The sequence below is a fragment of the Roseateles sp. PN1 genome, assembly GCF_038419725.1.
Taxonomy (GTDB): Bacteria; Pseudomonadota; Gammaproteobacteria; order Burkholderiales; family Burkholderiaceae_C; genus Paucibacter_A.
Genome location: NZ_JBCARA010000005.1, coordinates 133,993 through 153,231 on the forward strand (window position 1 = coordinate 133,993; position 19,239 = coordinate 153,231).

The following is a 19,239-nucleotide window of genomic DNA, read 5'->3' on the forward strand; positions in this document are numbered from 1 at the left end:
CGAGCATATCGCCTTGGCCGAGGGTCGGCCATCACTGACATTCACCTTCTTCGTCAGCGCAATCCACTGGGCTTACCGGGGCTCATCTTTCAAACAACCAGCACTGCGGGCGGCGGGCCGCGCCGCATCGGCAAGCCGCCCTGGCAAAGGCCAGCGCCGCTCAGAGCCTGAAGGCCTGCACCGCCGCATCCATGCTCTCGGCCTGGCCGCGCAAAGACAGGGCCGAGGCGGCCGACTGCTCCACCAAGGCGGCGTTCTGCTGAGTCATCGCATCGATGGCGCGCACGGCATCGCCCAGGTCATGGGTCTGTTCGGCCTGGCTGCGTGCCCGGCCGTCCATGCCCTGAATCACGCTGCTCACCTGGTTCACCTGGGCCAGAATTCTTTGCATGGACGCGCCGGCATCGGTGGCCAGGGTGGCGCCACTCTCCACCCGCTCGACCGAGTGCTGAATCAAGACCTTGATCTCGCGTGCCGCTGCAGCGCTACGCCCGGCGAGCGAGCGCACCTCGGCCGCCACCACGGCAAAGCCGCGCCCTTGTTCGCCGGCACGCGCGGCTTCAACGGCCGCATTCAGGGCCAGGATATTGGTCTGGAAGGCCAGGCCATCGATCAAACCGGTGATGTCGGCAATGCGATTCGAGGACTCATGGATGGACGCCATGGTGCTGGCCAGCTGCTCAACCACCCGGCCGCCATCGCCCGCCACGCCGGAGGTGCGCTGCGCCAGGCCGGCCGCTTCGCCGACGGCGCGGGTGCTGTCGCGCACCACCTGATCCAGGAAGTCCACATTGGCCGAGGTTTGCTGCAGCTGCGCCGCGGCCTGCTCGGTGCGTGAAGCCAGGTCTTGATTGCCCAGCGCAATCTCCTGCGCCGCGCTGCGAATATTGCCGGCACCGGCATGAATCTCTTCCACCAGTTGGCGCAGCCGCGCTTGCATATGCTGTAGCGCGACCAGCACCCGGCCCATCTCATCACGCCGGCCTTGCGGCACCGGCTGGCTCAAGTCGCCACCGGCAATGCGCTCGGCCACTTCAATCATCTGCGCCACCGGCGCCAGCAAGCGGCGCATGGCGCGCAACATGACCATGCCCATGACGGCCAGCAGCACGACCAGCGTGATCAGCAAGGCATTGCGCTTGAAGGCACTGCTCTCTCGCCGCTGCGTCAGCTCGCTGCCCAAAGTTTTAAGCACCTGGGCCGAGAGGTCCGACTGCAGCGCGGCCGCATTGGAAAAGCTGGCAGCCAACTGCTCCAGCGGGTAGTTCACATCCAGGCTCGCCGCCTTCAAGGCATCGTCCACCAGCTTGCGTTGCTGTTGAGCCTGGGGCAGCAGCGCGCTGAGGGACGGGGCCAAATGGCTCTCGCTGCCACTGGCGTGAATCGCCAGGCGCATTTCTTGTTGCAAGGCCTCGTTGTTCTCGCGGTAGCGGGTCAAGGCGGCGGTCAGCTGGGCGATTTCGTCCACCGCGGCGGCGCGCGCCATGCTGCTGAGTTCGGACAGCGCGTCGCCCACCTGGGGCGAAATCTGCAGGCCGGCGATGACGGCGTGATACAGAGCCGGGTCCACCTCCAGCGACAGGCCCGCATCGTGATTCAGCTCACCCATGGCGCGGAAGGTTTGCGCTGCCAGCGCCTGCTGGCCGGCCAGCAGCTTGGCCGAGTCCAGCTTGCCATCGCGCAGATCGGCGGCGAGCAGATCGAACTCGCTCGCCACGGCTTTCACCGCAGCCAGGTTGCGGGCAGACGCGTCTTCATTGGCTGCCAGGCGGGCAGTCACAGCCGCCAGCGCCGCACGCACCGCCTGCTGCGCGGCGGGCAGCTCTTCACGCGCGGCGGGTCGGGTCGACAAGGTTTCGGCGCCAAGCTGGCGGTGTATTTGCAAAGTCTTTAGCGCCGCTTGCCAGGCCTCGTTGGGCGGCAAGCCCTGGGCCTCGCGGGCAGCCTGCTCGGATTCGCTGGCAAATTTGCCAATCAGCAAGGCGCTGGGCACCACGCTCAGCAGCAAGGCAATCAGCCCGACCAGGATCAAGCGGGTTTTCAGACTCAGATGGTGTTGGGTCATGCGGGTCGACTCGACGTGTTTGGATTCAATGTTTTGGGGAGGGGCGAGGCCATGCGTCGGCCTGAGGCAGCCGCACTCACGCTCGCCTCGTCAGGCAGGCAAAGCGAGGTGGCGTGAAGAAAGGCGGGGGCATTGCGCTCGTTCGGGCCTGGCGATGCCGCCAAGGCGCGGTGCGATTGCCCAGGCCTGGCTTCTGGGCGGAGCAAGCTAAGTCTTTGGATTCGAAACGCAAGACAGAAAATTTCAGAAAAGCACAAGGCGTCAATCCCTAATTTTCTGAAGCAGAGATGTCATCGTGATGACATATGAGAGCGCCGCCAACAAGGCTTCGACCTCGGGCGCCGCCCCAGCGCAGTGCATGAACCCGCACTAGGTTCAAGTCCGTACACAAAGCGCACCAAGATCGTTCAAGCTCAGGCCTAGCTGACGCACCGGCATGGGCCGTGGCTCAGGCACAGGCCTTGCATTGCTGGATGCATCAATCTGGTTCACGCCCACCGGGAGTCTTTTCACTCATGCATGCGCTCACTCTTCCCGCACCGGGTCATTTCGATGAAATGCTGTTGGCCAGCGGTGCACTCAGGCCGCACTACCAGGCTTTTGCCGATTGGCTGCACGCCCAGACGCCCGCCGCCCTGGCGCACAAGCGCGCCGAGGCTGATTTGCTTTTCCACCGCGTGGGCATCACCTTCGCCGTCTACGGCGATGAGGCCGGCGCCGAGCGCCTGATTCCTTTCGACACGGTGCCGCGCATCGTGCCGGCGTCGGAGTGGCAGATGCTGGAAGCCGGGCTGCGCCAACGCGTCAGCGCCCTCAACAAATTCCTGTGGGACATCTATCACGACCATGAAATCATCAAGGCAGGCCTGATCCCGGCCGAGCAGGTGTTTGCCAATGCGCAGTACCAGCCGGCCATGCAGGGCCTGGACCTGCCGCTGGGCATTTACGCCCACATCACCGGGGTCGATCTGATTCGCCATTCCGACGGCGGCTACTACGTGCTGGAAGACAATTTGCGCGTGCCCTCGGGCGTCAGCTATATGCTGGAAAACCGCAAGATGATGATGCGGCTCTTCCCCGAGCTGTTCGCCCGCTACGCGGTGGCGCCGGTGGCGCACTACCCCACCCTGCTGCTCAACACCTTGCGCCACGCCAGCGTGGCCGAACACCCAACCTGCGTGGTGCTGACGCCAGGCCCCTTCAACAGCGCTTACTTCGAGCACGCCTTCCTGGCCCAGCAGATGGGGGTGGAGCTGGTGGAAGGCCAAGACCTCTTCGTCAAGGACGAGTTCTTGTACATGCGCACCACGGTCGGCCCAAAGCGGGTGGATGTGATTTACCGCCGCATTGACGATGCCTTCCTCGACCCCCTGGCCTTCCGCGCCGATTCCATGCTGGGCGTGCCGGGCCTGCTGTCGGTCTACAAGCAGGGCCATGTGATTCTGGCCAATGCCATCGGCACCGGCGTGGCGGACGACAAGTCCATCTACCCCTATGTGCCGGACATGATTCGCTTCTACCTGAACGAAGAACCCATCCTGCACAACGTGCCGACCTGGCAATGCCGCAAGCCGGCCGACCTGGACCATGTGCTGGCCAATATGGCCGAGCTGGTGGTCAAGGAGGTACACGGCGCGGGCGGCTACGGCATGTTGGTGGGGCCCGCCTCCACCCAGGCCGAGATTGAAGACTTCCGCGCCCGCGTCAGCGCCAACCCGAGCAATTACATCGCCCAGCCGACGCTGTGCCTGTCCAGCTGCCCCACTTTTGTGGAGGCCGGCATCGCACCGCGCCATATTGACCTGCGGCCTTTTGTGCTGACCGGCAAAGAGGTCACCATGGTGGCCGGCGGCCTGACACGGGTAGCGCTCAAGCAAGGCTCGCTGGTGGTGAACAGCAGCCAAGGCGGCGGCACCAAAGACACTTGGATTCTGGAGGCCTGATCATGTTGAGTCGAACCGCCGCCCAGCTTTACTGGATGAGCCGCTACGTGGAGCGCGCCGAGAACCTCGTGCGCATGCTGGACGTGACGTATTCCCTCTCGCTGCTGCCGCAATCCCGTGGCGCCATGACCGAGTTGGCAGCGCCACTGGCCGTGACCGGCACGCTGGAAGCCTTCACCAAGAGCAATCAGGCCCTGCAAGCCGATCAGCTGTTTCACTTCATGGCGCTGGACCTCAACAACCCGGCCTCGGTGCTGAGCTGCCTGCGCCAGGCACGCGAGAACGCCCACGCGGTGCGCGGCCAGATCACCGCCGAGATGTGGGAAGCCATCAACGCCACCTGGCTGGACGGGCGCGAACTGCCCAAGCGCGGCGTGCCCAATGTGTCGACCTTTTTTGACTGGGTGAAGGAGCGCTCCCACCTGATCCGCGGCGCCACCCAGGGCACTTTGCAGCGCAACGATGCCTACTACTTCATCCGCCTGGGCACCTTCATCGAACGTGCCGACAACACCGCCCGCTTGCTGGATGTGAAGTCGCAGCTGATCGAACCGGCCCAGGCCAATCTGGCGCCGGTGAAGGTGGCAGCAGAAAGCGCGCAGGACTTCTACACCTGGAGCGCGCTGCTGCGCTCGCTCTCCGCCTTCGAGGCTTATCACGCGGTTTACAGCGACCGGCTGGACGCGCGCCGGGTGGCCGAGCTGCTGATCCTACGCCCCGATGTGCCGCGCTCGCTGCGCGCTTGCTGCGACGAAATCCGCGATGTGCTGCCGCATATCGAGGCACGCAGCGGCTCACGGGATGCCGGCCGCATCGTCAAGCAAATGGCCGGGCGCATGGCTTTGCGCCTGGAACATGGTACGGTGGACGAAGTGCTGGAGCTGGGTGTGCACCATTGGCTCACCACCTTCCTGGCCAAGTCAGCACAGCTGGGCGACGCGGTACGCGAAGCCTATTTCGAGGCCAATTGAGCGGCCTCTGAACGACGACCTGGGTCTTGCCGTGCACCTCGCCATCCACCACGAAACGGTTTACCGCTACGCCAGCCCCGTCAAGCGCAGCACCCAATACCTGCGCCTGACGCCGGTGGACACCCCCCACCAAAAGGTGCTGAGCTGGGCCCTGGACTTGCCCGCCCAGGCCAGCCGCTGCCTGGACGCCTACGGCAATGTGATGCATGTGCTGAGCATGGACCAGCCGCACAGCGAGATCCACCTCTTCGCCCGCGGCGTGGTGGAAACGCTGGACGCCCCGCCCGCCCCGGACCCGCAGGACGGGCGCTTCCCCCCAGCCGTGTTCCTGCGCGACTCGCCCCTGACCCAGGCCGATGCCGCACTGCGCGCCTTTGCCGCCAGCCATGCCGAGGCCGTGGCCGCTCAGCCCCTGCAAGGCCTGCTGGGCCTGATGCTGGCACTGGCCCAACACATGCCTTACACGCCAGGAACCACCGACGCCGCCACGCCAGCGGCCGAAGCTTTTGAACGCCGGCTGGGCGTTTGCCAGGATCACGCCCAAGTGTTTGCAACCTGCGCGCGCCTGCTCGGTGTGCCAACGCGTTACGTCAGCGGCTACCTGGCCACCGATGCCGAGCATGTGGCCAGCCACGCCTGGGCCGAGGCCAGGCTGCCCGGCACGGCCGAGCAAGGTGGCGGCTGGCTGGGTTTTGATGTGTCGAACCAATGCCTGGCGGATGCGCGTTATGTGCGCCTGGCCATCGGCCTGGACTATCTGGACGCCTGCCCCGTGCGCGGCATGCGCTTAGGCGGCGGCATCGAGGCGATGCAGGCCGCGGTGCAAGTGACGCTGGCCAGCGCCCAGACCCAAGCCTGAGCGGCCTGGGATAATTGCCCCTCTATCTAGCCTTCACCAGCCCACCGCCACCATGACTTATTGCGTCGCCATGCGCCTCAACGCGGGCCTGCTGTTCGCCTCCGATTCCCGCACCAATGCCGGGGTGGATCAGATCGCCACCTTCCGCAAGATGAGCATCTTCGAGGTGCCAGGTGAGCGCCTGATCACCCTGCTGAGCGCCGGCAATTTGGCCACCACCCAAAGCGTGGTGACCCTGCTGCGCCAGCGCCTGCTGGACCATAAAGACCACCTCAACAACCGCCGCAGCATGTACGACGTGGCCGAGTTGGTGGGCAAGACGGTGAAGGAAATCGTCGCCCGCGATGCCAATGCGCAAAGCCTGGGCCAGGGCGTGGACTTCGGCGGCAACTTCATCGTCGGCGGCCAAATCAAGGGCGAAGAGCCGCGCATCTTCCACGTTTACGCGCAGGGCAATTTCATCGAAGCAACCGATGACACGCCCTATTTCCAGATCGGCGAATCCAAGTACGGCAAGCCCATCATCGACCGCGTCATCAACCCCAGCACCTCGCTGAAGGAAGCGGCCAAATGCACCCTGGTCTCATTTGACTCGACCATCCGCAGCAACCTCTCGGTCGGTCTGCCCATCGACATGCTGCTCTACCTGAGCGACAGCTTCGCCCCGGCCGAGCCGCACCGCATCACCGCCAACGACCCCTACTTCAATATGCTGCGCAATAGCTGGGGCGAGGGGCTGAAAAAGGCGTTCGCCGCCCTGCCGGATGAGGACTGGTTCAGCAAGTAATCAAGCGCGGCCAGCCTGGGCCGCCAAGGCATCGTCTCAGACGGGGCCATCCACCCGCATCGAGTAATCCACCGCCCGCACATCCTTGGTCAGGCGGCCGATGGAGATGCGGTCCACGCCGGTGGCGGCGATCCAGCGCAGCTGCTCCAGCGCCACGCCGCCCGACACCTCGAGCAAGGCGCGGCCGGCGTTCAGCGCCACGGCCTCGCGCATCATGGCCTCGCTGAAGTTGTCCAGCAGCACGCTCACCGCGCCGGCGCCCAGGGCCTCTTGCAACTGGGCGATGCTTTCCACTTCGACCTGAATATCAACGCCAGACTGCAAGGCCTGCGCCGCATGCAGCGCTGCGGCCACGCCGCCGGCTGCAGCAATATGGTTTTCCTTGATCAAGATGCCGGCGTACAGCGCCAGCCGCTGATTGGCGCCGCCGCCCACCCGCACGGCGTATTTCTGCGCCAGGCGCAGGCCAGGAATGGTTTTGCGGGTGTCCAGCACGGCGCAGCCGCGCGGGTTGCTGCTGGCGCCTTCAATCGCCTTCACATGCGCATGGGTGAGCGAGGCGGTGGCCGAGAGCAATTGCAAAAAGTTCAGCGCCGGGCGTTCGGCCGAAAGCAGCGCGCGGCCATCAGCCTCGATGCGGCAGACCAGGGTGTCGGCCACCATCTCGGCGCCCTCGGCGTACAGCCACTCGATGCGGGCGCTGGGGTCGAGCGCGGCGAACACGCCTTCAAACCAGTCGCGCCCGCACAGCACAGCCGCCTCGCGCACCCGCACATGCGCTTTGACGCGGCGCCCGGCCGGCACCAACTGCGCCGTCCAGTCGCACACGCCGATGTCTTCCTGCAGCGCTTCGCGGATATTGCGGGCGCGGGCTTCGGTGAGGGTTTCGTTGTGGTCGAACATGGCGGCGCCTGAGCTGAAATCGGGCCGCTAGTTTAGTTTCTTCAGCACCGGCTCCGGCGGCAACCGCCGAAGCCAGCCAAGCCGGATCAGGCCGGCTCGCTGATCCACAGCGTCAGCGGCGGCAGGCCGTCGATCTCGCCGGTGATCATGTCGCCCGGCTGCAGCGGGCCCACGCCCTCGGGCGTGCCGGTGTAGATCAAGTCGCCGGGCTGCAGGTGATAGAGCTGGGACAGATTGGCCACGATTTCGGGCACGCTCCAGATCATGTCGGACAGATCGCCTTTTTGCTTGGGCACGCCGTTGACCGCCAGGCTGATACTGCCGCGCGTCAGCGGGCCGGTTTCGCTGGCCCGCACCAGCTCGGTGATGACCGCGCTTTGCTCAAAACTCTTGGCCGTGTCCCAGGGCCTGCCGGCAGCCTTGGACTCGGCTTGCAGATCGCGCCGGGTCATGTCCAGGCCAGCGCCATAAGCCCACACGGCGGCACCGGCGGAGTCAGGCGTGAGCTTGAAGACTGGCGCGCCGATGGCAATCACCAGTTCCATCTCGTAGTGGTAGTTCTTGGTGCCCGGCGGATAGGGCACGGTGGCGCCCGAAGGCACCAGGGCGCTGGCGGGCTTGGTGAAGTAGAACGGGGCTTCGCGCTCGGGATTGCCGCCCATTTCGCGTGCGTGGGCGGCGTAGTTACGGCCCACGCAGAAAATACGGCTAACGGCGTAACGCGCCGTGCTGCCCCGCACGGCCACGCTGGGCTGCTCGGCAGGCGGGAAAATATAGACGGTGGGAGTATTGGCGCTCATGATGGTCGAAGGCAGGTCAGGCATGATGAGTAGGACACACAGCATACTTGGGCGGCAGCGCGGCAAACGGCCATATTCCGGTTGCTTTGCGCACAAATGTGGACTGTTTCCACGCGATACGCCTGGAATCGTTTAGGGTGGCGGCCATGTTCATTGCACGCGCTTTTTCATCCCTTCGCACCGTTCACGCCGGCCTGCTGCCGCTGGCCATCAGCCTGTGCCTCGGCGGCTGCGCCAGCCGCAATAGCCCGGCCCCAAGCGGCGCGAGCAGCAAGCCCGCCAGCAGTGGCAGCTGGCCCGATAAAGACGGCCCCGGCGCCTCGCCGCCGGCCAATCTGCACCAAGTGCCAAATGCCAGCCCGCAGCTAGAGAACATTCGCAAGGGTGGGCCCAACAAGCCGTATGAAGTGCTGGGGGAACGCTACGAACCCGAGACCGCCGACAAGCCCCTGGTGCAGCGCGGCCTAGCCTCCTGGTATGGCAATAAGTTTCATGGTCGCCCCACCGCCAGCGGTGAGGTCTACAACATGTACGCCATGACGGCGGCGCATGCCACCATGCCCATCCCCAGCTATGCGCGGGTGCGCAACCCGGCCAATGGCCGTGAAGTGATTGTGCGTATCAATGACCGCGGGCCCTTTCACAAGGGCCGCGTCATTGACCTCAGCTACACCGCCGCACTCAAGCTCGGGGTGCTGCACGGTGTGTCCCAGGTGGAGCTGAGCCGCATCACTTACGAGGACATCCGCAGCGGCAAATGGCAGGGCCTGGACGATAAGCCGGCCGATGCCCCCGTCTTCGCCGCCACCGAAGCGGTGGGCGCGCCGCAGGCGCCAAGCACGGCCACGCTGGCCTCGGCGGTTAGCCTGCCCGCCCCCTTGGCGGCACCCAGCATCATGCCGGCCAAGGCCGCGCCCGGCTTCTGGGTGCAGTTCGGCGCCTTCAGCAAGCTGGCGGGCGCCGAGTCTTTCCGCCAGAAGTTGGTTCAGGAGGCCGACTGGATGGCGCCTTTGCTGGCCGTCTTCAAAGACAACAATTTGCACCGCTTGCAAGCCGGCCCCTACGCCAGCCGCGAGGATGCCGGCCGCGCCGCCGAGCGGGTGCGCCTGGCCTTGGCCGTGCAAGGCGTGGTGCTGGAGCGGCGCTGAGGCGCGAGCAACAAGCAGTTCCCTGCAAACACGCTTGTGTAGCGCTTGTGTAGAAGCGCCCAAATAGCGATCATCCAGCTAGCCGCCCCACATCCTCTGTCATGCCACTATTCGATGCCACTACCCTGTTGCTGGTGATCGCTGTATTCAACGGCTTCATGGTGCTGGTTTGGCTGGTATTGGCACGGCTGTTCCGCATTGCCCCAAAAGCCAGCCTCTTGCTGGCGGCGGCAAATTTGAGCTCGCTGCCCGGCATGTACTGCCCAACTTGCGCCAATGTGTGGCCGGAGGCGCTGGGGCCGTGGATGCAACAGTTGCCGCTGCTGCTGAGCTTGAGCTTCCTGTCCTTGGGCGTGCAAAGGCTGACGCGCCTGCAGTTCCGTTACGGCCCAGTGCTGCTGATTGGCGGCCTGACGGCGCTGAGCATGCTGAGCTTGAACAGCGCGGGCTTGTCAGACCAAGCCATCAGCGCCTTCGCATTTGGCGCCAGCATCCTGGCCTTGTTCTGCGCCCGCGACGTGTTGCTGAGTGGCCGCATCGGCCGGCGCAAGCTGATCACCTTGTGGCTGATCCTGCCCTACGCCCTGCTGATCTTGCTGTTGCTGGCGCAGGCCAGCACCTTTCTCTGGTTCCCGAGCGCGACGCATTGGTTTGTGCGCGGCCAACTGCCCAGCTTGATCTCCGCTTGGACCCAGTTATTCATTTCGATGTGCATAGGCATAGGCCTGGTGGGCGTGCTGGTGGGGCGGCTGGTGCTGCGCATCACCCATATGACCTTGCGCGACCCGCTGACCGACACCTTGAATCGCCGCGCCATCGCCAGCGCTTTGCTGCCCCTGCAAGCCCAGGTTGAACGAGGCCAGGTGCACAGCCTGGTCATGATCGATGTGGATCACTTCAAGTCCATCAACTCCAACTACGGCCATGCCGGCGGCGACGCCGCCTTGCTGCACTTGGTCAGCCTGCTGCGCGCCAATATGCGGGCGCTGGATAAGCTGGGCCGCCTGGGCGGTGAGGAGTTCTGCCTGCTGCTGCCGCACACCTCGCTGGCCGATGCCTGCCGCGTGGCAGAGCGAATGGCCCAGGCGGTGCGCAGCCAAACCCTGCAATGGGGCGAGCAGTCGATTCCCATGACCGCCAGCTTCGGCGTGGCCCGTTGCACCGCCGGTGACCCCAGCGGCGAACAAAGCATGGCCCGCGCCGATGCCCAGCTTTATCGGGCCAAGGCCGCTGGCCGTGACCGCGTCTGCGCCGAGGCCGAGGATGGCTCGGACGGCATCAGCGCCAGCGGCTTCCAGCAGCCAGCCAAGGCAGTGTCGCCATGAGCGCCGATCCCATCACCCTGATGGCAGCCCTGGTGCTGATGCTGCTGCTGTCCAGCCTGTCTTGGGCGGCCATGGCCACAGCCCTGGGCGATGCGGTGAGGGTGTCGCGCTGCATGGCCTTGGCCAACGGCCTGGTCGCCATATCACTGGCCACCCATGCCCTGCGCGGCCAGGCGCCTGACCTGCTGACGCACTGGGGCTCAGACCTCTGTTCCCTGGCTGGCCTGGCCCTGCTGCGGGCCAGCATTCCAGCGCTCAGCAACAAAGCACTGGCTTGGCGCAGCGGTCTGGCGGTCTGGCTGATTGCCGGCCTCGCCCTGGGCGTCATGCCTTACGAAGGTGACCTGCGCTGGCACAGTCGCGTCGTGTTCAGTGGCTTGGCCTTGCTGGCGCTGCTGGCTGCGCTGGATGCCTGGCGGCAGCTGCGCGAGCGCCTCAAGCCGGGCATGGCAACGATCTTGTCCAGCCCCTTCTTCCTGATTGCCCTGCTGCTGGCAACGCGGGTCGTGGAGTCCTTTTTCCTCTCAGAGCAACTCAACGATTTGCGCAGCGCCAACGCCTTGAACGTGAGCTTTCTGTGGTCAAGCTTGCTGATGAATCTGCTGCTGAACACGACCGTGGCCTTTTTGGTGCTGATGACGCTGATTCTGCGCATCCAGCAGCTCACCCGGCTCGATCCCCTGACCCAGACCCTGAACCGACGCGCCCTGCAAGAAGCCATTGACGTCGAGCATCTGCGCCTGCAACGCGGCAAGCCCTATGCCTTGGTGATGATGGACATGGATCACTTCAAAAAGCTTAACGACGGTCTGGGCCATGCCGCGGGTGATGCGGCCTTGCAGCAGACGGTGGCTATCCTCAAGCAAAGCATGCGCGATGTGGATGCGCTCGGCCGCATCGGCGGTGAAGAGTTCTGCGTGTTGCTGCCCCTCACCAACTTGGCCGGCGCCGCCCTGGTGGCCGAGCGCATGCGCCGCATGGTGGAGGACTGCGACTTCCAATGGCAGGGCAAGCCCTGGCCCCTGAGCGCCAGCTTCGGCATCGCCGAGGCCCTGCCCAGTGACATCAGCGCGGAAACCGTGCTGCAACGTGCCGACTTGGGGCTCTACTGGGCCAAGGCGCAGGGACGTAACCTGGTACTTGCGCGGGAGAGTTGAGCCGCTTGCGGCGGCAGCCAAACTAGCCGAACACGGCCCGTCCAGCTCAGCAGACTCAGGCCAGCGCGACCCGGTTGCGGCCCAGATATTTGGCCCGCAACATCGCACTTTCGGCCCGCACCACCAGCAAGTCGGTGGCATAGGGCGGCGCGTTGGCCAGGCCGATGCTGAGGGTCACATCGAGGTCGGGCGCCAGCTGCACCCAGGCATAGGCCTCAACGGCTTGGCGCAGGCGCTCGCACACCTCGAAAGCCCGGTCCGGCACCGTGTCGGGCAGAACCACCAGAAATTCTTCGCCACCCCAGCGCAGCAGCAGGTCGCTGGCACGGGTGTTGTCGCGCAGCATTTGCGCCAGCACCTGCAGCACCCGGTCGGCCACGGCCCGGCCATGGCGCTCGTTGATGATCTTGAAGCGGTCCACATCGACCAGGGCCACCGTCAAGGCAGCGCCACTGCGTTCGGCGCGCTGCACCAGGGCGGGCATGCGCGCGGCCATGCAACGATGGTTGCCCAAGCCGGTCAGCGGGTCACGCAGCTGCGCTTCCTCGTCCTCGCTTGGCAGCACCGGATCCGAGGATTCGGCCGCGCGCGGCTCGGCGCTGACGCTTGCCAAGGCCCGTTCGGCCTCCATGCGGCTGACAAAGAAGCGCGCCTGGGCGCGCAGCTGCGCGGCACTGCGTTCGCGTGCAATTGCCTGATGGCACTCCAAGTGATGCAGGGCCAGCTCGGCCAGGCCCAGGGCCTTGTTGGCGCGGTAGGCGGCATGATGCAGACGCAAGGCGATATGGGCTTTGACGCGGCCCGCGGCACTGTCCAGCACCGCTTCCAGCAATTGCTTGGCGGCTTGTGCCTGACCCTGCGCCAGATGCAACTCGGCCAGGGAGCAGCGCAAGCGCCAGCCCAGGGCCAGGTAGCCTTGGCGATCAGCCAATTGCACACTGGCCAACAAGACGGCCTCGGCCTCGACCAACTCGTGCAGATGCAGCAGGACTTCGCCCCGATTGGTATCGCACAAGGCCAGCAAATAGTTGTCGCCCAGCGTCAAGGCATGCGGACGCACCGCCAGGGCATGCAGGCGCGCACGCTGCAAGGCGTCCAGCCGTTCGCGCTGATGTTCGGGGTGCTGGCTGTGATTCAGCAGATTGAACAAGCCCAACGCCACGGTGGCCAGATTGTTGTGCGAGACCATGCGCTCGAATTCACTGGCATCCTCGCCCAGCAGGGCCGCGGCTTCATTCATCAAGCGCTCGGCCTGCCAGGGGTCGCCCATGCGCTCCAGGCAGGCGCCCACGGAGTTCAGGGCCACGGCCACCATGCGCTTGTCGCCCAGCTCCCGCGCCCGCGCCAGGCTTTCGTTGATATGGGCCAAGGCGGCTTCAAATTCACCCAGGTCGGCACAAGCGAATGCCATCCAGCGCAAGAGCTCGCACAAACGCGGCGTGCTGCCTTGCTCGCGCAGCAAGGGCAGCAGATCTTCACTGGCGGCCAGCATGGCTTCGGTATCGCCATGGCGGTAGAGGAAGAAGGCGCGCAGCACGGCAGCGCTCAGATGCTCCTCAAGAAAACCTTGGGCGCGCGCGCACTCCCAGGCGCGCTGGGCCAGCGCCAATCCGGCTACTACATTGCCTTGGCGTTGCGCATTGGCCTCATGCAGCCATTGCTGTATCTGGTCGCAGGAAACGTCACTGCAGGGAACTTCTTGCATGATGGCTGACAAGCTTGGCGAAGCACGTAGCGTAGCCTAAGAATTCCCGAAGGCTGACGCGAGGCTTGCAGCACTCAGTGCATCGCCGCGCCTTGGTGCTCACGCCAAGCGCTAGGCGCTTGGCCGGTCCAGCGCCGGAAGGCCCGGGTGAAGCTCGATATTTCGGCAAAGCCAAGGATGAAGGCGACATCCTGCACATCATGCTCGGGATCACGCAACAGGTTTTGCGCCAGCTCCAGGCGGGTTTGCTGCAGCAACTCGGCGAAGCCGAAGTTCTCCGCCTCCAGGCGGCGCTGCAAAGTGCGCTCACTCAGATGCATACGCTGCGCCACCGCCGCGCGCGACACATCGCCGGAAGGCAGCATGTCCAGCAAATGGGCGCGCACCTGGCTGTGCGTAGCGCCATGCCCCTGCGCGGCCCGGGTAGCCGCCAGAATCTTCTCGGCATTCAGTGCCAGGCCGGGGTGACCGCCGGGCAAAGGGGCATCCAGCTGCGCCGCCGTGAACGCGATTGCGGTGGCAGCCGCCCCCATCTGCGGGCGGCAACCCAAATAGCTCGTCAAGGCCGCGTTGGCGCCATTTTCTGCATGGGCTAAGCGCACGCCGGCAGCGGTGAAGGGGGTGCTTCCCGGAGCGGCCGGATAGGCGCTGCGGCAGAGCTTGAGCATCACGCCCGCCCAGGCATCGTGGGTGAGGGGCAGCACCTCGGGCGCGGCGCGGTACTGCAGCCAGCTCAGCTCGCCCTCTTGCTGCAAGCTCAACACCGCCACCGAGCTGACCAGATCGTAGTAACGCACCAAGCGCCGAATCCCCTCGCGCAAGCTGGTGCTGGCCAGCCAAGCCATGCCCAAGACCCCCAGCGCGCGCAGATTGAACTGCTCGGCCACGTCCACCGCCAAAGCCGGGTCACGCCCTGTCGCCTGGTTGGCCAAGCGCCACAACTTGAGCGTGTTGGCGGGGCTGATGCGAACCCGCGCCGCCAAAAACGGCTCGGGTTCGATGTGCGCCTGCCTCAGCAAGCCATCGGCATCCAGGCCGCGCAGACGCAGAGCCTGATGCAAAGGCAGCAGCAGGCCACTGGCCAGGCCATCACGGCTGCGGGGGCTGGGGCGAGAAGGTGTGGGCAACTGAAGGCGACTCCGATGGCTGGATTCAGCGGGCAAGCGCCATCTTAGACGGCCATTCGGAGGCCTATTCAGGCGCCAATCGCCAGCATCACCAGGGTTTGTCCCAATCGGTCAAATCGCTGGCCCATCGGGCTATGGGCTTGTGCGGCCCTTGTCCCTAGCATCGTCTATATGGCTCACAGGGCGTGAGTTACAGCGATTCAGGAGATGCCATGGAAGACGCAAAGACGACAAGCTCCCTGCCTTTTGACGCCCGCATCGACACCGTGCTGGCACTGCTGAATTTGCGGCCTGAATACGCCAGCCGCAGTGCCGAGTTGGTGTTCACGCGCGCGGAAATCGCTGCGCTCTTGAAGCTGAGCGGCGACCCCTGGGTCAGCGCCCTGCTGGCCGAACTGAGTGCGGCCAAGAAGCGCGCAGACCGCGCCGCCACCAATACGCCCTATAGCCGCATCGTGCAGCGTCTGGTGGGCAAGGCGAATAGCCGCCAAGCCAGTGCGCGCTTGATGCGGCGCGTGGTGAATCGCCCGATTGATGCGGCCATGGTGCGCGCGCAGGATTTGCTCGCACGCCTGCATGCCCACAATCTGCCGCTGAACCCGGCCGCCAAGCTCTATCTCTACGAGCAGTTGCTAGGCATTCAGCGTGCCTGGGCGCGCTATGGCGACCTGATGCTGCAGGCCTATATCCTGTTGATCGACAACCGCGACAAGCCGGCTGCGGCCCAAGCTACACCGCCGCAGCCACCAGCTCGAACGCAGCAAGAGCAGCAGCTGCTCAGGCGCCGCCGCACTGACAAGGAGCCGCTGCTGCACTGAGGCGCGCGCAGCGGCTAGCCATATGTCAGCGGGCAGCCGCCCCCAGCGATCAGCAAGCCTTCAGCGGCTCTGCGGCATCACAAACTCAGCGCCCTTGGCCACGCTGGCGGGCCAGCGTTGCATTACGCTCTTTTGCTTGGTGTAGAAGCGCACGCCCTCTTCGCCGTAGGCATGCATATCGCCGAACAGGCTCTTCTTCCAGCCGCCGAAGCCATGCCAGGCCATCGGCACAGGAATCGGCACATTGATGCCCACCATGCCGACCTGGATGCGGCGCGCGAATTCACGCGCGACATTGCCGTCGCTGGTGTAGCAGGCCACGCCATTGCCGAACTCATGGGCGTTGACCAGGTCCACCGCCTGCGCAAAGTCAGCCACGCGCACGCAAGCCAGCACCGGGCCGAAGATTTCTTCCTTGTAGATGCGCATCTCAGGCGTGACATGGTCAAACAAAGTGCCGCCGGTGAAGAAGCCGTCTTCAAAACCCGCCACCTTGTGGCCGCGGCCATCAACCAACAACTGCGCGCCTTCTTCAACGCCGGTGCCGATATAGCCCTCGATGCGATCACGCGCTTCGCGGGTGACGATGGGGCCCATCTCGGCATCGAGTTCCATGCCGTTCTTGATCTTCAAAGCGCGGGCACGCTCGGCCAGCTTGGGCACGATCTTGTCGGCCACATCGCCCACCAGCACTGCCACCGAAATGGCCATGCAGCGCTCACCGGCCGAGCCGTAGGCCGCGCCGATCAGGGCGTCCACGGTCTGCTCGATGTCGGCGTCAGGCATCACCACCATATGGTTCTTGGCGCCGCCCAGGGCTTGCACGCGCTTGCCGTTCTTGGCGCCGGTCTCGTAGATGTATTGGGCGATGGGGGTGGAGCCCACAAAGCTCAGCGCCTTCACATCGGGGTGATTCAAAAGCCCGTCCACCGCCAGCTTGTCGCCCTGCACGACGCTGAACACGCCATCCGGCAGGCCAGCCTGCTTGAACAATTCAGCCACGAACAAGCTGGGCGAAGGATCACGCTCGCTGGGCTTCAAGATGAAGCAATTGCCGGTGACGATGGCCATGGGCGCCATCCACATCGGCACCATGAAGGGGAAGTTGAAAGGCGTCACGCCCGCCACCACGCCCAGGGGCTGGCGCAGGGTCCAGTTGTCCATGCCGGTGGAGACCTGGTCGGTGAAATCACCCTTGAGCAGCTGCGGCGCGCCGCAGGCGAACTCGACGATGTCGATGCCACGAGCCACCTCGCCCAGCGCGTCGGTGAAGACCTTGCCATGCTCGGCCGTGATCATGGCGGCCAGCACTTCCTTGTTCTGATTCAGCAATTCCAGGAACTTGAACATCACGCGGGCGCGGCGCAGCGGCGGCGCATCGGCCCAGGCCGGGAAGGCGGCCAGCGCGCCAGCCACAGCCGCGTTGACATCATCCATGCTGGCCAGCTGAACCTGGCGCGCCACGGCGCCCGTGGTCGGGTTGAACACAGCCTGGCTACGGCCGGAAGTGGCGGCTTGGGCTTGGCCGCTGATGAAGTGGGTCAGGTCAGCGGTACTGGTGTAAGGGGTGGGCATGACAGGTCTCCTTGAGCTTGGACAGAGTCTAGGCAGCTCGCGCCGCGCTGCCAATCCCATTTCGCCGATTTGATTGTTCGATATCATGAACAATCATGAAAGCCGACAAGCTCAACAAAGCCACCAAGGCCTCCGAATTCCGCCACGATGTCTTGTGGGGCCAGCTCCATGCGCTCACCGTGATTGCCCAGTTGGGCAGCTTCACCAAGGCCGCGCAAAGACTGGGCTTGTCGAAAGCGGCGGTCAGCCAGCGCATCAGCGAGCTGGAGCGCGCCATGGGCCAGACCCTGGTGGCGCGCACCACCCGCTCGGTGCGGCTCAGCGAAGCCGGCCGGGAGTTGGTGGCCGAAACCGAGGCCAGCTTTGCCCACATCACCCGCACCCTGGGCGCGGCGCGTGACTCCGTGGGCCAGGCGCGCGGACTCTTGCGCATCACCGCACCGGTGGCGCTGGGCCGCCAGCATGTGGCGCCTCTGCTGCTGAGCTTTTTCCAGCAGTACCCCGAGATTCAGGTGGAGTTGGACCTGAGCGACCGCCTGGTGCCGCTGGCGCAAGAAGGCTTTGACCTGGCGATCCGCCACACCAGCGCGCCGCCCGACACCCATGTGGCCTTCAAGCTCTGCGCCTCACGCGCCCTGCTGGTGGCCAGCCCCAGCTATCTGCAGGCGCATGGCGCGCCCAGCCATCCGCAAGAGCTGGCCCAGCACGCCTGCCTGGCTTATCTGCGCCCCGGGCCGGCCGCTTGGCTGTTCGAACGCGCCAGCGACGCCGGTGCAAGCGCCGAGCCGCAGCGCCAGCGCGTGCCGGTGCAGGGGCCGCTGCGCGCCGGCAATAGCGAGATCCTGCGCGAGGCCGCCCTCGCCCATCAAGGCCTGACCCTATTGCCGGACTTCACCGTCGGCCCCGCGCTGCGCGACGGCCGCTTGGTCGAGGTGCTCAGCGACTGGCGGCCGGTCGGCTTTTTCGGCGAGGCGATTTACGCCATTCACCCCTGGAGCAACACCACGCCCAGGCCGGTCAAGCTCTTGATCGAACATCTGGCAAAAAACATGAAGGCGGGGTTTGGGCCTGAAGTGGGCAAGGGCGCCGCATCGAAGGGACACAGCGGCTGAACACATCAAGCCCCACACACCCAAACGGCGGGACAATACCGCCATGAGCACCTCCAAGCCCCCTCGCCCCTCTTCCTCCCGCCCGGCCGCTGCAAGGCCCGGTGGCCGCAGCGGCCCTGGCCCCGCCTCACATCCGGGCGCGCGCCAAGGTGCACGTCAAGGTGAGCGCCAGAGTGAGCGCCCAGGTGCCCGGCCGGATTCACGGCCAGATTCACGACCAGGTGCGAAACCCAGTGGCGCCGCCGCCAAGCCTGCCGCCGCCCCCACACCCAAGGCGCCCCTGCTGCCGCTCAATGAAAGCGAGATGGCGCAGTTGGAAGACTTGCTGGACCGCGTGCCCGCACCGCTGGAGCCGCTGGACATCAGCATGCTGGACGGCTATTTGGTCGGCGTGCTGCTGCAGCCCAAGGCCGTGCCGGCCTTTCAGTGGGGCCGCTATGTGCTGGACAGCGAAGGCCGCGCCGCGCCGGCCGGCTTTGACAGCCGCGTGTTGATGAATCTGGTCAAGCGCCGCTACCAGGAACTCAACCAGGCCATCGTCGATCGCCAGTGGTTCGACCCCTGGGTGTTCGAGCTGGCATTCGATGAGGAAGACGAAGAGGCCGACGACGACGCCAACCCCTCGGAAGTGCTGTTCTCCTGGGTGGCCGGTTTTGCCCTGGCCACCGATGTCTTCCCCGATCTGCTGCGCGAGGATGCGGCCGATTTGCTGGAACCCCTGGCCGCGATCTTCATGCACCTGGATCCCGAGGATCTGGAAGACGCCGACGACTTGCTGGAAGAGATTGAAACGCTGGAGCCGCCGAAAGACGTCAGCGAGGCGGTGGAAAGCCTCGTCAGCGCCTGCCTGATGCTGGCCGATGTGTCGCGGCCGCAAGCCCGGCCCGCGGCGCCACAGCGCCCGCCAGCCCGGCGCGGGCCGCCGCCACGCGGCCGTTATTGAG

Annotated in this window: 16 protein-coding genes; 10 read left to right on the plus strand and 6 right to left on the minus strand. The window is 65.3% G+C overall.

The window, feature by feature from the left end; translation table 11 throughout:
• Window positions 1-160 precede the first annotated feature (160 nt).
• A complete protein-coding gene (locus tag AABB87_RS09915) occupies window positions 161-2,065 on the minus strand; it encodes a methyl-accepting chemotaxis protein (RefSeq protein ID WP_341971081.1) in 1,905 nt (634 codons plus the stop codon).
• A gap of 515 nt (window positions 2,066-2,580) precedes the next feature.
• On the opposite strand from AABB87_RS09915, the gene AABB87_RS09920 reads away from it, so the two are divergent.
• Genes AABB87_RS09920 through AABB87_RS09935 form a run of 4 tightly spaced genes read left to right on the plus strand, consistent with a single transcriptional unit; the run spans window position 2,581 to window position 6,625 of the window.
• A complete protein-coding gene (locus AABB87_RS09920) occupies window positions 2,581-4,008 on the plus strand; it encodes a circularly permuted type 2 ATP-grasp protein (RefSeq protein WP_058721598.1) in 1,428 nt (475 codons plus the stop codon).
• Window positions 4,009-4,010: 2 nt separating this feature from the next.
• Window positions 4,011-4,979: an alpha-E domain-containing protein gene (locus AABB87_RS09925; RefSeq protein ID WP_058721597.1), complete on the plus strand. Its 969-nt coding sequence runs from the start codon at window positions 4,011-4,013 to the stop codon at window positions 4,977-4,979.
• A gap of 31 nt (window positions 4,980-5,010) precedes the next feature.
• Window positions 5,011-5,838, plus strand: coding sequence for a transglutaminase family protein (locus AABB87_RS09930; RefSeq protein ID WP_341971082.1), 828 nt, complete (start codon window positions 5,011-5,013; stop codon window positions 5,836-5,838).
• 52 nt (window positions 5,839-5,890) lie between these two features.
• Window positions 5,891-6,625 carry a proteasome-type protease gene (locus tag AABB87_RS09935; RefSeq protein ID WP_058721595.1) on the plus strand — a complete coding sequence of 245 codons (735 nt, stop codon included), beginning with the start codon at window positions 5,891-5,893 and terminating at the stop codon, window positions 6,623-6,625.
• A gap of 36 nt (window positions 6,626-6,661) precedes the next feature.
• Here AABB87_RS09935 and nadC read toward each other — a convergent pair whose 3' ends face one another.
• Window positions 6,662-7,528, minus strand: coding sequence for a carboxylating nicotinate-nucleotide diphosphorylase (gene nadC / locus AABB87_RS09940; RefSeq protein WP_058721594.1), 867 nt, complete (start codon window positions 7,526-7,528; stop codon window positions 6,662-6,664).
• Window positions 7,529-7,614: 86 nt separating this feature from the next.
• Window positions 7,615-8,328 (minus strand): fumarylacetoacetate hydrolase family protein, encoded by a 714-nt coding sequence (locus AABB87_RS09945; protein ID WP_341971084.1) that lies wholly within the window; start codon window positions 8,326-8,328, stop codon window positions 7,615-7,617.
• 146 nt (window positions 8,329-8,474) lie between these two features.
• On the opposite strand from AABB87_RS09945, the gene AABB87_RS09950 reads away from it, so the two are divergent.
• The 3 genes from AABB87_RS09950 (at window position 8,475) to AABB87_RS09960 (ending at window position 11,958) form a co-directional block, all read left to right on the plus strand.
• The gene (locus tag AABB87_RS09950; protein WP_341971085.1) at window positions 8,475-9,476 is read left to right on the plus strand and encodes a septal ring lytic transglycosylase RlpA family protein; all 1,002 of its coding nucleotides are present in this window, start codon (window positions 8,475-8,477) and stop codon (window positions 9,474-9,476) included.
• Between the two features lie 101 nt (window positions 9,477-9,577).
• A complete protein-coding gene (locus AABB87_RS09955; protein ID WP_341971086.1) occupies window positions 9,578-10,801 on the plus strand; it encodes a GGDEF domain-containing protein in 1,224 nt (407 codons plus the stop codon).
• On the plus strand, window positions 10,798-11,958 hold the full coding sequence (locus tag AABB87_RS09960; RefSeq protein WP_341971087.1) for a GGDEF domain-containing protein: 1,161 nt from the start codon (window positions 10,798-10,800) through the stop codon (window positions 11,956-11,958). Before AABB87_RS09955 ends, AABB87_RS09960 begins: the two co-directional genes overlap by 4 nt.
• A gap of 55 nt (window positions 11,959-12,013) precedes the next feature.
• Here the strand turns inward: AABB87_RS09960 and AABB87_RS09965 are convergent, their stop codons facing one another.
• Both AABB87_RS09965 and AABB87_RS09970 read right to left on the minus strand, forming a co-directional pair.
• The gene (locus AABB87_RS09965) at window positions 12,014-13,663 is read right to left on the minus strand and encodes a tetratricopeptide repeat-containing diguanylate cyclase (RefSeq protein ID WP_341971088.1); all 1,650 of its coding nucleotides are present in this window, start codon (window positions 13,661-13,663) and stop codon (window positions 12,014-12,016) included.
• Window positions 13,664-13,737: 74 nt separating this feature from the next.
• Complete coding sequence (locus AABB87_RS09970) at window positions 13,738-14,790, minus strand: AraC family transcriptional regulator (RefSeq protein WP_341971089.1); 1,053 nt, start codon at window positions 14,788-14,790, stop codon at window positions 13,738-13,740.
• A 212-nt stretch (window positions 14,791-15,002) separates the two neighbouring features.
• On the opposite strand from AABB87_RS09970, the gene AABB87_RS09975 reads away from it, so the two are divergent.
• Window positions 15,003-15,608 carry a hypothetical protein gene (locus tag AABB87_RS09975; protein ID WP_341971090.1) on the plus strand — a complete coding sequence of 202 codons (606 nt, stop codon included), beginning with the start codon at window positions 15,003-15,005 and terminating at the stop codon, window positions 15,606-15,608.
• A gap of 60 nt (window positions 15,609-15,668) precedes the next feature.
• On the opposite strand, the gene AABB87_RS09980 is transcribed toward AABB87_RS09975, so the two are convergent.
• Window positions 15,669-17,183, minus strand: coding sequence for a CoA-acylating methylmalonate-semialdehyde dehydrogenase (locus tag AABB87_RS09980; protein WP_341971091.1), 1,515 nt, complete (start codon window positions 17,181-17,183; stop codon window positions 15,669-15,671).
• A gap of 95 nt (window positions 17,184-17,278) precedes the next feature.
• Between AABB87_RS09980 and AABB87_RS09985 the strand changes: the two genes are divergently transcribed.
• Together AABB87_RS09985 and AABB87_RS09990 are read left to right on the plus strand one after the other, a co-directional pair.
• Complete coding sequence (locus tag AABB87_RS09985; RefSeq protein ID WP_341971092.1) at window positions 17,279-18,295, plus strand: LysR family transcriptional regulator; 1,017 nt, start codon at window positions 17,279-17,281, stop codon at window positions 18,293-18,295.
• A gap of 43 nt (window positions 18,296-18,338) precedes the next feature.
• Window positions 18,339-19,238 (plus strand): YecA/YgfB family protein, encoded by a 900-nt coding sequence (locus AABB87_RS09990; RefSeq protein WP_341971093.1) that lies wholly within the window; start codon window positions 18,339-18,341, stop codon window positions 19,236-19,238.
• Window position 19,239 lies beyond the last annotated feature (1 nt).

Excerpts from the sequence above, each read along its gene's own strand:
- AABB87_RS09915 (WP_341971081.1), bottom strand. The coding sequence starts at position 2,065 with ATGACCCAACACCATCTGAGTCTGAAAACCCGCTTGATCCTGGTCGGG.
- AABB87_RS09920 (WP_058721598.1), top strand. The coding sequence starts at position 2,581 with ATGCATGCGCTCACTCTTCCCGCACCGGGTCATTTCGATGAAATGCTG.
- AABB87_RS09925 (WP_058721597.1), top strand. The coding sequence starts at position 4,011 with ATGTTGAGTCGAACCGCCGCCCAGCTTTACTGGATGAGCCGCTACGTG.
- AABB87_RS09935 (WP_058721595.1), top strand. The coding sequence starts at position 5,891 with ATGACTTATTGCGTCGCCATGCGCCTCAACGCGGGCCTGCTGTTCGCC.
- nadC (WP_058721594.1), bottom strand. The coding sequence starts at position 7,528 with ATGTTCGACCACAACGAAACCCTCACCGAAGCCCGCGCCCGCAATATC.
- AABB87_RS09945 (WP_341971084.1), bottom strand. The coding sequence starts at position 8,328 with ATGAGCGCCAATACTCCCACCGTCTATATTTTCCCGCCTGCCGAGCAG.
- AABB87_RS09950 (WP_341971085.1), top strand. The coding sequence starts at position 8,475 with ATGTTCATTGCACGCGCTTTTTCATCCCTTCGCACCGTTCACGCCGGC.
- AABB87_RS09955 (WP_341971086.1), top strand. The coding sequence starts at position 9,578 with ATGCCACTATTCGATGCCACTACCCTGTTGCTGGTGATCGCTGTATTC.
- AABB87_RS09960 (WP_341971087.1), top strand. The coding sequence starts at position 10,798 with ATGAGCGCCGATCCCATCACCCTGATGGCAGCCCTGGTGCTGATGCTG.
- AABB87_RS09965 (WP_341971088.1), bottom strand. The coding sequence starts at position 13,663 with ATGCAAGAAGTTCCCTGCAGTGACGTTTCCTGCGACCAGATACAGCAA.
- AABB87_RS09975 (WP_341971090.1), top strand. The coding sequence starts at position 15,003 with ATGGAAGACGCAAAGACGACAAGCTCCCTGCCTTTTGACGCCCGCATC.
- AABB87_RS09980 (WP_341971091.1), bottom strand. The coding sequence starts at position 17,183 with ATGCCCACCCCTTACACCAGTACCGCTGACCTGACCCACTTCATCAGC.
- AABB87_RS09985 (WP_341971092.1), top strand. The coding sequence starts at position 17,279 with ATGAAAGCCGACAAGCTCAACAAAGCCACCAAGGCCTCCGAATTCCGC.
- AABB87_RS09990 (WP_341971093.1), top strand. The coding sequence starts at position 18,339 with ATGAGCACCTCCAAGCCCCCTCGCCCCTCTTCCTCCCGCCCGGCCGCT.